The organism is Robiginitalea marina, assembly GCF_024006985.1.
In the GTDB taxonomy this organism is placed as follows: domain Bacteria; phylum Bacteroidota; class Bacteroidia; order Flavobacteriales; family Flavobacteriaceae; genus Robiginitalea; species Robiginitalea marina.
The window spans coordinates 58,736-72,163 of record NZ_JAMXIB010000005.1 but is presented as its reverse complement, the minus strand read 5'-3'; the positions used below and the strand labels follow the sequence as shown (position 1 = coordinate 72,163).

Genomic DNA, 13,428 nt, shown 5'->3' with positions numbered 1-13,428 from the left:
TTTAGAAAACCGCCTCGGCAATGGTTTTGATATTGTCGGATTTTCCCATGGAATAGTAGTGGACCACCGGAACGCCGGCGGCCCTCAACTCCCTTGACTGGGCGATGGCCCATTCGATGCCCACCTGGCGCACTGCCTTGTTGTCGCGGCAGGCTTCCACGGCATCCACCAGGTCATCCGGGAGTTCCGTGCGGAAAACCTGGGGCAGCAATTGCAGGTGTTTTTTGGTCGCTATCGGCTTGATGCCGGGGATGATGGGGACCTGGATGCCCAGGTTCCGGGCCGCCTCCACGAATTCAAAATACCTCCGGTTGTCGAAGAACATCTGGGTCACGATATAGTGGGCCCCCAGGTCCACTTTGTGTTTGAGCCACTTGAGGTCCGCCTTAAGGGAAGGGGCCTCCATATGTTTCTCGGGGTACCCGGCCACCCCGATGCAGAAGTCCGCACACTGGTCGGTCTCCACCACCTCGTGGAGGTAGGTGCCCGCATTCAGGTCCACGATCTGGCGCACCAGTTCGGAGGCATACGTATGCCCGCCCTCGGTGGGGGTAAAGTATTTCTCCTCTTTCATGGCATCGCCCCTAAGGGCCATAACGTTGTCGATCCCCAGGTACTGGCAATCGACCAGGAGGTATTCGGTTTCCTCCCGGGTAAACCCCCCGCATAGCACATGGGGGATGGTATCCACATTGTACTTATGCATGATGGCGGCGCAGATGCCAAGGGTCCCGGGCCGCATGCGGGTCCGCCGTTTGTCGAGCAGGCCGTCGCGGTCGATGTACACGTACTCCTCCCTGGAGGTGGTCACATCTATAAACGGGGGGTTGAATTCCATCAGGGGGTCGATGTTGCGGTAGAGTTCCTCGATGTTCTTCCCCTTGACCGGGGGGATGACCTCGAAAGAAAAGAGGGTCTGCGAGGCGTTGGCGATATGATCGGTAACTTTCATGGTTGTTTTGTGCTGCTGTAATTTCTTTCAGGAATGGTTTGGTAATACCCTTGTTTATCCTTCCTCGGCCAGGTTGGGCCCCAGCCATTTTTCTGCTTCCGGCAGGGGGATCCCCTTGCGGTTCGCATAATCCGCGACCTGGTCCCTGCAGATTTTCCCCAACCCGAAATACCGCGCCTGGGGGTGGGCAAAATAATAGCCGCTGACACTGGCGGCCGGCCACATAGCCAGGCTTTCCGTCAGGGTCACCCCGATGCGCTCCTCCACCTGCAGGAGGTCCCAGATGGTTCGTTTTTCGAGGTGGTCCGGGCAGGCGGGGTAGCCGGGCGCCGGGCGGATTCCCTTATAAGCCTCGCGGATCAGCGCCTCATTGTCGAGGTGTTCGTCGGGTACATACCCCCAGTGGCGCACCCGCACCTCGCGGTGCAGGTATTCCGCAAACGCCTCGGCCAGGCGGTCGGCAAGGGCCTTGACCATAATGCTCCCGTAATCGTCGAGCTGGTCTTCGTACTGCCTGGCCAGCGCATCGGCCCCCAGCCCGGCGGTAACGCAGAAACACCCGATATAGTCCTGCAGGCCCGAGTCAACCGGGGCGATGAAATCTGACAGGGCCAGGTTGGGCACTCCTTCTCGTTTTTGCGACTGCTGCCGCAGGGTCCGGAAGATCACTTCCCCCTGGTCCGGGGACGTCACCACAATGTCGTCTTCCAGGGACCGGGCCGGGAACAGGCCGAACACCGCCCGGGCCTGGAGCAGCCCTTTCCCGGTGATCTCCGCAAGCATCTGGCGCGCATCCCCGTAAAGGGAGCGGGCCTGTTCGCCCACTACCGCGTCGTCCAGGATGTCGGGGTACCGCCCATGCAGGTCCCAGGTCCGGAAAAAGGGCGACCAGTCGATAAAGGGTACGAGCGTCTGCAGGTCCATAGCATCTATTTGCCTGATGCCCAATTCGCGGGGTACCGCAAGGTCGGCTTCCCTCCAGGGCAGGCGCAGCCGGTTCTTGCGGGCCTCCTCCAGGCTGAGGTACGATTTCTGCCGGCCCCGGGCCAGGAACTTGTCGCGGAAAACTGCGTATTCCGCTTTCACGGACCCGGCATACGCCTCGCCCCGCTCCTGCTGCAGCAAATCGCCCACCACCGTCACCGCCCTACTGGCATCGTTCACGTGCACCACGGCGGAATGGTACTGGGGGTCGATCTTTACGGCCGTGTGTGCCTTGCTGGTGGTGGCCCCCCCGATCAGCAGGGGGATGCGGAACCCCTGCCGCTGCATCTCCCGGGCCAGGAACACCATTTCGTCGAGGGAAGGGGTGATAAGCCCGCTGAGGCCAATAATGTCGACCTGCTGCTCGCGGGCTGCCTCCAGGATTTTTTCAGGGGGCACCATCACGCCCAGGTCCACGATCTGATAATTGTTGCAGGCCAATACGACGCTTACGATGTTTTTGCCGATATCGTGGACATCTCCCTTAACCGTGGCCATCAAAACCTTTCCGGCCGGGCGCGCCCCGGGGCCGGAAAGGTTTTCCTCTTCGATAAAGGGGGTCAGGTAGGCCACGGCCCTTTTCATCACCCGGGCCGATTTCACCACCTGGGGCAGGAACATCTTCCCACTCCCGAACAGGTCGCCGACCACATTCATCCCCTCCATGAGGGGCCCCTCGATCACCTCGATGGTACGGCTGGCCCCCCTGCGGGCCTCCTCCACATCCGCTTCGATATACTGGTCAATCCCCTTCACCAGGGCCCTGGTAATGCGCTCCTGCAGGGGGAGTTCCCTCCACGAGTCGTCCACCTGCCGTTTCTTGTGTTCCCCCTGCACGGTTTCGGCAAAGTCCAGCAACCTTTCGGTGGCATCCTCCCGGCGGTCCAGCAGTACGTCTTCGACCCGCTCCAGCAAATCGGCCGGGATATCGTCATATACTTCCAGGAGGGAAGGGTTTACGATCCCCATATTCATCCCGGCCCTGATGGCGTGGTAGAGGAACGCCGAATGCATGGCTTCCCGCACCCCGGTATTTCCACGAAAACTGAAGGAAACATTGCTCACCCCCCCGCTCACGCTGCAATGGGGCAGGTGTTGCCGCACCCAGCGCGTGGCCTCGATAAAGTCCACCGCATTGCGCCGGTGTTCGGGTATGCCCGTGGCCACGGGGAAAATATTGAGGTCAAAAATTAAATCCTCCGGGGGGAAGCTTGCCTGTTCGGTGAGCAGCCGATAGGAACGCGCCGCAATCTCCACCCGCCTTTCATAGGTATCGGCCTGTCCCTTTTCATCAAAAGCCATCACGATCACGGCTGCCCCGTAGCGCCTGATTTGCCGGGCCTGCCACAGGAAGGTTTCCTCCCCTTCCTTCAGGCTGATGGAATTGACCACACACTTCCCCTGTACCACCTGCAAGCCCGCCTCGATGATTTCCCACCGGGAACTATCGATCATAACCGGGATCCGGGCAATGTCTGGTTCGGCCATCAACAGGTTGAGGAAGCGGACCATGGCGTCCACCCCGTCGATAAGCCCGTCATCCATGTTCACGTCCAGGATCTGGGCACCCCCCTCGACCTGCTCCCTGGCGATGTCGAGGGCCTGTTCGAAATCCTGCTCCTTGATCAACCGTAAAAACCTGCGCGAGCCCGCCACGTTGGTGCGCTCCCCCACATTCACAAAATTGCTTTCAGGGGTAATGACCAGGGGTTCCAGGCCCGACAGCTTCAAATACCTCAGCTCTGGTTCCTTCATTCCTTTACCTTTATTTGAACCTGGGAATTTAACCCCGATTGGGGTCGGGGTGAAAGTTCCCTGGGTTTATATTCCTTAACCAGTGCCGCGAGGGCACCAATATGGGCCGGGGTGGTCCCGCAACACCCCCCAACGATATTCACCAGGCCCTTTTCCAGGTATTCCCTTATCTGTGATGCCATCTCCTCAGGCCCCTGGTCGTACGCCCCGAAGGCATTCGGAAGGCCGGCATTCGGGTGGGCCGACACGGCGATTTCCGCCCGGTCCGAAAGCACCTGCAGGTAGGGGGTAAGCTGGCTTGCCCCCAGGGCGCAATTCAGGCCGATCGAAAGCAGGGGGGCATGGGAAACGGAAATCAGGAACGCCTCGGCGGTCTGGCCGGAAAGGGTGCGGCCGGAAGCATCGGTGATGGTCCCACTGATCATTACGGGCACCTTGGTGCCGAGGTGCTCCTGGGCTTCCCCGATGGCGAAGAGGGCCGCTTTGGCATTGAGGGTGTCAAATACCGTCTCTACCAGGAGCAGGTCCACCCCCCCTTCCAGCAAACCTTCGGCCTGTTCCCGGTACGCCTCCTTCAGGGCCTGAAAGGTGATCGCCCGGAACCCCGGGTTGTTGACGTCCGGCGACATGCTTGCGGTTTTGTTGGTCGGACCAATGCTGCCAGCCACGAATCGCGGTTTTTCAGGATTGGCCCGGGTAAACTCGAGGGCGACCTCCTTCGCGATCCGAGCCGATTCCAGGTTTATTTCCCGGGCAAGGGCTTCCATGCCGTAATCGGCCATGGCCACGGAAGTTGCCGAAAAGGTGTTGGTTTCCAGGATGTCTGCCCCGGCCTCGAGGTACTTTCGGTGTACCTCGGCAATAGCCTGCGGTTGGGTGAGCGACAACAGGTCATTGTTGCCCTGCAGGGGTGTAGGCCAGTCCCTGAAGCGATCGCCCCGGAAATCCTCCTCCGTGAAGCGGTAGCGCTGCAGCATGGTGCCCATGGCCCCGTCGAGCACCAGGATGCGTTGTTTGAGCAGGTCTTCTATCTTCGGCATGTCGTATCAATTTTACACCCGCAACTACCATTGTTGCGGAGGTTTGGGGTGACCGGGAAAAGAAAGGGTGAGGCTCCGGGAATACCGGAATGCGACGTTATCTTTCCTTCAGGGGGTATACAGCCCATGGGGCCACCCCTGTAAAGGTTAGAATGTAGCACCTTCTCCGCCCCGAACGGGCAAAGGGTTGCTAAGGCTTCACCGGGTCTAATCCCTCCACCTTTCTCAATAACAGGTCAGATTGGCAATGAACAGGTGCAAAGTAAGGGCACCGCGAGGTCTTACGCAAATAACCCGGAAAGTTTTTCAGGGGGGGGCGATCCGGGGGCCGATGCTATTTGAACGGCATGCCGGGGATCAGGAAATAAACCCAACCGCGGCGGTGTGCCGGGTCAAAGGATCGATAAGGATAAAAAAACCGTTTTCCCTGTGTTCCCGATAGGGGTCCGTGTAGACCTCCCGGGCCAGCTCAAGGCGCACCTCGCCCACTTCGTTGAGGTGCAGGCCCCCATCTGCGGATGTCCCCCCGGAAAAATCCGTGGACAGCCTAGACTCAATGCTCGTGACCCTGGAAAGTACTTTGTGGGCGTGGTGCTGCAGGGTAAACCGGGCCCCTTCCTTAAGGGGTTTGTGGTCCATCCAGCAGAGGGTGGCAGAAAGCTCCCTTTCAGCCCTGGGCGCTTCCCCCAATTTAACGATCATATCGCCCCGGGAGAGCTGCAGGTCATCTTCAAGGGTAAGGGTGACTGAACTTCCGGGTGTTGCCGCTTCCAAAGGCGCATCAAAGAAAAAGATATCCCTGATCTTGGAGCAGTTCCCGGATGGGAGGAGCATAACGGCATCCCCTGCTTTCAGCGTCCCTCCGTATACTTTACCCGCATATCCCCTGAAATCGGGGAAATCCGCGGTCTTCGGCCGAATGACCCACTGCACCGGGAAGCGCACCGGCCCCGTTTCCGTGAACCCGGCCGGATCCAGCGACTCGAGGTGTTCCAGCAGGGTGGGTCCGGTATACCAGGGGAGGCGGCCGGAAGGGTGCACCACATTATCTCCCTGCAGGGCGCTGATCGGCAGGAAAGTGATTCTTTGTTCCGGGAAAGGGCTTTTCCGGGTAAGCTCCTCAAAGGCGGCCTTTATGCCTTCGAAAACTTCCTGGTCAAAATCCACCAGGTCCATTTTATTGATGGCCACAACCACTTCCCGGACCCGCAGCAGGCCATTGATGAAAAAATGCCGGTAGGTCTGCTCCACCACCCCCTTGCGCGCATCGATAAGGATGATGGCGGCCTGGGAGGTGGAAGCCCCGGTGACCATGTTCCGGGTATACTCGACGTGCCCGGGGGTATCCGCAATGATATAACTGGTGGTTTGGGTGGAAAAATAAATATGGGCCACGTCTATGGTGATGCCCTGTTCCCTTTCTGCCACCAGGCCATCAGTGGCCAGGGAGAAATCGAGGTAATCGTACCCCTTCCTTTCGCTGCTCTGGCGAATGGCTTCCAGCTGGTCTTCAGCCAGGGAACCCGTATCGTGGAGCAATCGCCCGATCAGGGTGCTTTTCCCGTCATCGACGCTTCCTGCCGTGGCTATCTTCAGTACTTTCATGATGGTAATGTTTAAAAATATCCCTGCTCCTTGCGCCGCTCCATAGCCGCTTCGGACCGCTTGTCGTCAATCCTGGCCCCGCGTTCCGAAATTCGGGATTGCCGGATCTCCGCGATGACTTCATCGAGCGTTTCCGCGCGTGACAGTACGGCGGCCGTGCAGGTCATATCGCCCACAGTGCGGAAACGGACCCAACGGTTTTCGACGGCTTCCTCCAGGCTCCTGTATACTATGGGGTCTGAGGCGGCCCAAAGCAACCCGTCCCTGACGAAGGTCGGGCGCTGGTGGGCAAAATAGAGGGATGGCAGGGCGATTTTCTCCTGCCGGATATACTTCCATACCTCCAGTTCCGTCCAGTTGCTGATCGGGAACACACGAACATTCTGCCCGTGTTCGATTTCCCCGTTCAGCAGGTCGAAGAGCTCAGGGCGCTGGTTCCGCTGGCCCCATTGCCCGAAGGCATCGCGAACGGAAAAGATGCGTTCCTTGGCCCGGGACTTCTCCTCGTCGCGCCGGGCGCCCCCGATACAGGCATCAAACCGGAATTCCGCTATGGTATCGAGCAGGGTTGTGGTCTGCAGGGCATTCCTGCTGGCGTACTTTCCGGTCTCCTCGACGACCTTCCCCTGGTCAATGGCGTCCTGGACATGGCGCACGATGAGCCGCAGCCCCAGTTCCTCCGCCAACCGGTCCCTGAAAGCCAGGGTCTCCGGGAAATTGTGGCCGGTATCAATATGCAGCAGTGGAAAGGGAATACGCCCCGGGTAGAAGGCTTTTTGGGCCAACCGCACCAGGGTAATGGAATCCTTGCCGCCGGAAAAGAGCAGGACTGGCCTCTCGAACTGGGCCACGACTTCGCGCAGGATATAGATCGCCTCGTGTTCTAGGGGATTCATAGGCATCCTTTGAGGATCGACCTTCGGGGGGTATGGTGTTTGGGTTTGTGGTGTTGCCATCCGATATGGTTAAGTGGTTTTCAGGAGTAAGAACTTCAGGGCCGGGGTTACCGGTGCAAGCCGCATTCACGGTTTTCCAGCGCCTTGGTAGGGTCATGGTACCGCAATTCATTGGGGAGCCCGTGCTGGCGCAGGTACCCGTCAAGTTCGGCGTCGGACCAATGGTAAAAAGGACTTGCCTTCAATACGCCCCCGTGGCCCGGACTCAGGATGTCGAGCGAATCGCGGTGGGCCGTTTGCCCCTTCCTGAGGTTGGTAAACCACACTTCCGGCTGATGCTCATTCATGGCCCGCTCAAAAGGTTCCAGTTTTACCTGCCGGGTGAATTCGGCATGCAGGGGGTCCTCCACAGATGGCATGCCCAGGATGGCCTGGCGCCAGGCAGCCGTTTGCCTGGGGATATAGCAAAAAAGGTTCAGGCCGAGCCGGTGGGTCAGTTCTTCGGCGTGCCTGTAGGTCTGGGGTGTATTGTAACCGGTATCGCACCAGATTACGGGGATATCGGGTTGCACCCTGGTTACCGCGTGGAGGATGGCGGCCTCATAAGGCCTGAAATTGGTGGTGAGCACGGCCTTCTTGCCTTCATGCAGTACCGCAGCGATAATTTCAGCCGGGATTTTCCCGCGCAGCTGGCGGTTACGCCCTGCCAAATGTTCCTTCTTCAATATCATGGTTCTTTTGCAATTTGGTATTTACCTTCCCCAGGGAATGGTATTCCACACCCTTTCATGGAAAAAATAGAGCAGCATTTTGGTAAGCAATTCCACCATGCCGATGGAGAGCGCCACGGCCGGGGTCCCGGTGATGATCCAGGAGATGGCTATCGTATCCAGGGTGCCCACAATCCGCCAGCTGACCGACTTAGCAATACTGCGGTAAGGGCGTTCGGAGGCACGGTCTGCCGCAAAATGGACCGACCCTTTTTTGCCGGGGTTTTGGAAGCTGTAAAGAAAATTCATTTATCCTATAGGTTTAATAGGATTTGCAAACATAAAATTCTTTTTGGGATTCTTCCTAATCAGGGTCTTATTTTTTAGGAGGCCTCCAATAAAGGCTTAAATAAGGTCAGCCAGGGAATTGGAGCGATAGACCTCCAGGGTGCTGTCGCGCACCTGCAACATGAGCTTGTGGACCGAGCAGCTGGCCTCGTCGGGGCAGTCGGCGCAGGGTTCGTAGAAATTCAGGCTTACGCAGGAGACCATGGCAATGGGCCCTTCAAGCACCCGCATCACCGTTTCCATCTGGATTTGAACGGGCTCTTTGATCAGGTAATACCCCCCTCCCTTGCCCTTTCGGGAGCCCAGGAACCCGTTCCGCCTGAGGGTAAGCAGGATGCTTTCCAGGAATTTCTGGGAAATGTTTTCCTCCCGGGCGATCTCGGCGATGGGCACCGGCCCGCGGTCTTTCGTCCTGGCCAGGTAGGTGAGAGCCTTCAGGCCGTATTTTGTTTTCCTCGAAAGCACAGAGCGAAGATAAGGAAATAAGCGAAACGCTAGGGAATAGCCCGCAGGGCCTGGTCCAGGTCTGCCTTAATGTCTTCAGGGTGCTCAAGGCCCACGGAGATCCGCACCATGCCATCGGTAATGCCGCTTTCCAGCCGCTCTTCGACGCTCAGCTTGCTATGCGTGGTAGAGGCCGGGTGGGTAACAATGGTACGGGTATCGCCCAGGTTGGCCGACAGGGAAAGCAAGCCGATGCGGTCAAAGAACGCCCGGCCCCCATCGACGCCCCCGCGCACTTCAAAGGCGACCACGCATCCCCCGGCCTTCATCTGCTTTTTGGCCAGGGCATACTGCGGGTGGCTCGGCAGGAAAGGGTATTTTACCCAGTTGACGGCAGGGTGGCTTTCCAGGAACCGGGCCACCTCCAGGGCATTTTCGCAGTGGCGGTCCACCCGCACGGGAAGGGTTTCCAGGCTTTTGGAGAGCACCCATGCGTTAAAGGGTGAAAGGGCCGGCCCGGTGATGCGCGCAAACCGGTAAATCCGGTCGATCAGGGCCTCCGGCCCTACGGCCAGCCCTGCCAGTACGCGCCCCTGCCCGTCCATGAGCTTGGTCCCCGAATGAATGACCACATCGGCCCCGAACCGGATGGGTTGCTGCAGGTAGGGGGTCGCAAAGCAATTGTCTATAACCAGCAACAGCCCGTGCTTTTTCGCAATCTTCCCAAGGGCCTCCAGGTCCAGCACGTCCACCCCGGGGTTGGTCGGCGATTCTGCGTAGAGGATGCGCGTATTGGGGCGGATCAGGGATTCTATGGATTCCAGGTCATCAAACCGGAAATAGGAATGGGAGATATTCCAGCGGGGCAAAATCTGGGTAAACAGGGTATGGGTAGAGCCGAACACCGAACGGGAAGCCACGATATGGTCGCCGCTATCGAGCAGGGCCGCAAAGGTGGAAAAGACCGCGGCCATGCCCGAGGCAAAGGCAAAGCCCTGTTCGGCCCCCTCCATCAGGCAGACTTTCCGGATCAGTTCATCGGTATTGGGGTTGGAGTAGCGGGAATACAGGGTGCGCTCCTTCTCTTCGGCGAAGGAGGCCCGCATATCCTCGGCGTCCTCGAAGACAAAACTTGAGGTAAGGTACAGGGGGGCTGAATGCTCCTGGAAAGGGCTCCTCGGGATTTGGGTCCGTATGGCCTGGGTTTCGGTGCGATATTTTTCCACTTTATTTCTTTTTTAGGTTAGGCAATTAGTTTAAATCGCCCTTTTCGGCGATGCGGAGGATATCCCCAAAGACCCCCCTGGCGGTAACCGCGGCCCCGGCCCCCGCGCCCTGGATCACCAGGGGGTGTTCCCCGTAGGATTCGGTGTAGATTTCAATGAGGGAATCGGCGCCCCGCACCCGGCCCAGGGGGCTCCCCTCCGGCACGGCCACCAGCTTCACCTCCATGGCACCTTTCTCCTGTTGCAGGTCGCCGGAGAGTTGCCCCACGTACCGAAGCACCTGCCCCCGGGGCAGGGTGCGCAACAGGCGGTCGAAGTGGGCGTCCAGTTCGGGGGTCCGCTCCAGGAAGTCTTGAAGGGACACCCCCTGCAAGGCTTCCGGGATAAGGTTTTCGATACGGATATCCCCGAATTCATTGTGCAGGTCGAGCTCCCGGGCCAGGATCAGCAGTTTCCGGCCCACATCGCTGCCAGAGAGGTCTTCCCTGGGGTCGGGTTCGGTATACCCCGAGGCCATCGCCTCGCCGAGGATTTCGGAGAACGGCCGTTTCCCTTCGGAAAATTCATTAAAGATAAAACTCAGGGACCCGGAGAAGACCCCCCGGATACCAGTGATATTTTCCCCGGAGAGGTGCAGGAGCTTAATGGTATCGATCAGGGGCAACCCTGCCCCCACGTTGGTTTCATAGAGGTATTGCTTTTGGTGTGTGCGCAACCGGTCCCTTAGGGCCCTGTAGCTGGCATAGGGAAGCGTGTTGGCGATCTTGTTGGAAGAAACCAGGTCGAAGCCCCTGGCTACCAGCTCCGGATAATGGGCAGTAAAGGGTTCGCTGGCCGTATTGTCGACCGCAATGAGGTTCTCCAGGTGACGGGAATCCGCAAAGCGGTACAGGTCCCCCAGGGAATATCCTGCAGGCGCAGCTTCCAGGCGTTGCCTCCAGTCCCTTCCGATCCCGGCAGGGTCGAGCAGCATCCGGCTGGAATTGGCCATTGCGACGATGCGGAGCCGGATGCCCTTCCGGGCTTCGATCTGGTCTGCCGAATCGAGGAGCTGGCCCACCAGGGTGCCGCCTACCTTCCCCAGGCCAAACAGGGCCAGGTTGATCTTTTTGCTGATTCCGAAAATCTGCCCGTGTACCACATTGAGGGCCTTGAGCAGGTCCTCTTTTCGGACCACCAGGCTGACGTTTCTCCCGGTTACCGCATTGTTGAAGAGCAATGGCACCACCTGGTTGCGGATCAGGGCGTTATAAGGTTTATGGAAGCTGCTGAGGTCCTGTCCCACCATTGATACCACGGCCACATCGGGGGTAACGAAGATCCTGCTGATGTCGCGCGATTTCAGGTCGTCCGCAAATTCCGCCTCCAGGGAGGCCTGGGCCCTGGCTGCATCCGCCGCCCGCACTACCAGGCCGATCCCGCGTTCGGAAGATCCCTGGGAAACCATCCCCACACTGATGCCATTCTGCCCGAGAGCCCTGAAGATCCGGGCGTCCACCCCCACCCTGCCCAGCAGCCCGCGCCCCTCGAGGTGCACCAGGGCCTGGCGGTCCATGGCGGAAAGCGACCTAACCCCGTCGGGGCTGGCTTCAGCACTGATCAGGGTACCTTCGCTGTCTTCCCGGAAGGTATTGCGGATCCGCAGGGGGATGTTTTTTTCCAACAGGGGGATGATGGTCTTGGCATGGAGGATATTTGCCCCGAAATTCGCCAGTTCGTTGGCTTCCTCGTAGGAAAGCCTGGCAATTCGCCGGGCCTCGGGAACCAGGTCGGGATTCGCCGTATAGATGCCGTCCACATGCGTATAGTTTTCCAGTTCATCCGCATTGAGGAAGTTCGCCAGCAGGGAGGCGGAATAATTGCTCCCGTTGCGGCCCAGGGTGGTGGTTTCCCCAGTCTCCGTGGCCGCGATGAACCCGGTAACCACGGGCACCACCCCCTGTGGCAGTGCCTGGAACCAACGGCTCACGTTTTCCCGGGAAGGCCCCTCCAGGAGCCGGGCGTCGCCGAATTGTGCATCGGTTCGCAACAGTTCGCGGGTGTCCACCCACTGGGCGGGGACACCCCTGTCCGCTAGCAACCGGGCGACCAGGCGCGATGAGATCAACTCCCCGAACGCCCACACCTGGTCGCGCACCCTGGGGCTGTAATCGCCCAGAAGGCGTACCCCTTCCAACAGTTTTCCCAGGCCCTGGAAGGCATCGGAAAGGTCAACCTCGGTGAAGGTGTGCTGCTGATAAGCCACAAAAGCCTGGTACAGGGGGGCGTAATCGTCCCCCCGGGCCGCCTGGTCCAACATGTCCTGCAACTGGTCCGTGGCCTTCTCCCGGGCCGAAAGCACCACCACCAGGCGTTCCCCGGCCCGGTGTTTTTCCTGTATGATGTTCAGGACGCGTTCCAGCCCGTCCCCGTTGGCCAGGGAAGTACCCCCGAATTTCAATACTTTCAGGGGGGCAGCGGTTTCTTCCTGCTGGAAAATGGGCCGGAGCAGGGCGGCCATCTGGTCGTGCTCGATCAAAAAGGCGTCGTGCCCGTGGACCGACCGGATTTCCCCATAGGTGACATTGCTCCGCGCCTGGGCCAGTTGCCTGTAGGTATCCCGGTTTTCGGAGGCCGTGAAAAAAAGGTCGGAATCGACCCCGATGATGTGGATGGTGGTCCCGCTTTGCTCCAGGGCCCGGAAGGCCCCCTCCCCTGACCGGGTAATATCGATGGTGCGGAGCAACTGGTTGGTCAGCTTGTAGGCGGCCAGCTGGAAGCGCTCCTGGAGTTTTTTCCCGTGGTGGTGCAACCAGCTCTCCACGTTAAACACCTGCAACTCCTCGTTGGTGCTCCGCTTGAAACGCTGCTTGAACGATTCCGGGGTGCGGTAGCACAACATGGCATGCATGCGGGCATCGTGCACCGGGTTGCGGGAATTGAGCAGGAACTGCTCCTGGATCTGGCAGTTGGCGATAAGCCAGTCGGTCGATTTCCAATCGGAAGCCACCGGGATGAGGTGATTGGCCAGGCCGGGGTTCAGGGCCGCCATTTCCCAGGCGATGCCCCCGCCCAGGGAACCCCCGATCAGGGCGAACAGCTGGTCCACCCCCAGGGATTCCAGGCCAAGCAGGAAAATCCGGGCGATGTCGGCAGCCACAAAATCTTTGTAATTCCCGATCAAAAAGCCGTCATACCCGTTCCCGGGGATATTGAAGCAGAGCACGGCAAAGCGCCGGGTATCGATGCATTTCCCGGGACCCACCAGCCCGGTCCACCATCCGCCCTCCCCGGCCACATTGGAATTCCCGGTAAGGGCATGGTTGACCATCACCACCGGGGCTGCGTGGAGCGGTTGCCCGAAAAGCTGGTAGGAAAGGGTTATGGGTTGGGTTACCCCGCTCAGGGTGGTAAAGGCCTCCAGGTGGATCTTCCTCAATCCGGTATGTTCCATCGCTTCACATGGTTGCTGCAGGGTTCCCCGGACAC

10 protein-coding genes and 1 riboswitch are annotated in these 13,428 nt (G+C 59.2%); all 10 genes read right to left on the bottom strand.

What is annotated here, in order from left to right; all coding sequences use genetic code 11:
• Nucleotide 1 precedes the first annotated feature (1 nt).
• On the bottom strand, nt 2-952 hold the full coding sequence (gene metF / locus NG653_RS07590; protein ID WP_252741092.1) for a methylenetetrahydrofolate reductase [NAD(P)H]: 951 nt from the start codon (nt 950-952) through the stop codon (nt 2-4).
• A gap of 54 nt (nt 953-1,006) precedes the next feature.
• The gene (metH, locus tag NG653_RS07585; protein ID WP_252741091.1) at nt 1,007-3,691 is read right to left on the bottom strand and encodes a methionine synthase; all 2,685 of its coding nucleotides are present in this window, start codon (nt 3,689-3,691) and stop codon (nt 1,007-1,009) included.
• Complete coding sequence (locus NG653_RS07580) at nt 3,688-4,731, bottom strand: homocysteine S-methyltransferase family protein (RefSeq protein WP_252741090.1); 1,044 nt, start codon at nt 4,729-4,731, stop codon at nt 3,688-3,690. The genes metH and NG653_RS07580 overlap by 4 nt, the downstream gene beginning before the upstream one ends.
• A 94-nt stretch (nt 4,732-4,825) precedes the next feature.
• A riboswitch (SAM riboswitch) is annotated at nt 4,826-4,966 on the bottom strand.
• Between the two features lie 122 nt (nt 4,967-5,088).
• Complete coding sequence (locus NG653_RS07575) at nt 5,089-6,336, bottom strand: sulfate adenylyltransferase subunit 1 (protein ID WP_252741089.1); 1,248 nt, start codon at nt 6,334-6,336, stop codon at nt 5,089-5,091.
• A gap of 11 nt (nt 6,337-6,347) precedes the next feature.
• The gene (gene cysD / locus NG653_RS07570; RefSeq protein ID WP_252741088.1) at nt 6,348-7,238 is read right to left on the bottom strand and encodes a sulfate adenylyltransferase subunit CysD; all 891 of its coding nucleotides are present in this window, start codon (nt 7,236-7,238) and stop codon (nt 6,348-6,350) included.
• 101 nt (nt 7,239-7,339) lie between these two features.
• Entirely contained in the window at nt 7,340-7,963 is a 624-nt protein-coding gene (locus tag NG653_RS07565) for a phosphoadenosine phosphosulfate reductase domain-containing protein (RefSeq protein ID WP_252741087.1), read from the bottom strand.
• Nucleotides 7,964-7,984: 21 nt separating this feature from the next.
• Nucleotides 7,985-8,251, bottom strand: coding sequence for a DUF2061 domain-containing protein (locus NG653_RS07560; RefSeq protein WP_252741086.1), 267 nt, complete (start codon nt 8,249-8,251; stop codon nt 7,985-7,987).
• 96 nt (nt 8,252-8,347) lie between these two features.
• Complete coding sequence (locus NG653_RS07555; RefSeq protein ID WP_252741085.1) at nt 8,348-8,755, bottom strand: RrF2 family transcriptional regulator; 408 nt, start codon at nt 8,753-8,755, stop codon at nt 8,348-8,350.
• A gap of 29 nt (nt 8,756-8,784) precedes the next feature.
• On the bottom strand, nt 8,785-9,960 hold the full coding sequence (locus NG653_RS07550) for a trans-sulfuration enzyme family protein (RefSeq protein WP_252741084.1): 1,176 nt from the start codon (nt 9,958-9,960) through the stop codon (nt 8,785-8,787).
• A gap of 25 nt (nt 9,961-9,985) precedes the next feature.
• Nucleotides 9,986-13,393, bottom strand: coding sequence for a bifunctional aspartate kinase/homoserine dehydrogenase I (gene thrA / locus NG653_RS07545; protein WP_252741083.1), 3,408 nt, complete (start codon nt 13,391-13,393; stop codon nt 9,986-9,988).
• Nucleotides 13,394-13,428 lie beyond the last annotated feature (35 nt).

Coding starts and splice junctions, on each gene's coding strand:
- NG653_RS07580 (WP_252741090.1), bottom strand. CDS start 4,731: ATGCCGAAGATAGAAGACCTGCTCAAACAACGCATCCTGGTGCTCGAC.
- thrA (WP_252741083.1), bottom strand. CDS start 13,393: ATGGAACATACCGGATTGAGGAAGATCCACCTGGAGGCCTTTACCACC.
- metF (WP_252741092.1), bottom strand. CDS start 952: ATGAAAGTTACCGATCATATCGCCAACGCCTCGCAGACCCTCTTTTCT.
- metH (WP_252741091.1), bottom strand. CDS start 3,691: ATGAAGGAACCAGAGCTGAGGTATTTGAAGCTGTCGGGCCTGGAACCC.
- NG653_RS07575 (WP_252741089.1), bottom strand. CDS start 6,336: ATGAAAGTACTGAAGATAGCCACGGCAGGAAGCGTCGATGACGGGAAA.
- cysD (WP_252741088.1), bottom strand. CDS start 7,238: ATGCCTATGAATCCCCTAGAACACGAGGCGATCTATATCCTGCGCGAA.
- NG653_RS07560 (WP_252741086.1), bottom strand. CDS start 8,251: ATGAATTTTCTTTACAGCTTCCAAAACCCCGGCAAAAAAGGGTCGGTC.
- NG653_RS07565 (WP_252741087.1), bottom strand. CDS start 7,963: ATGATATTGAAGAAGGAACATTTGGCAGGGCGTAACCGCCAGCTGCGC.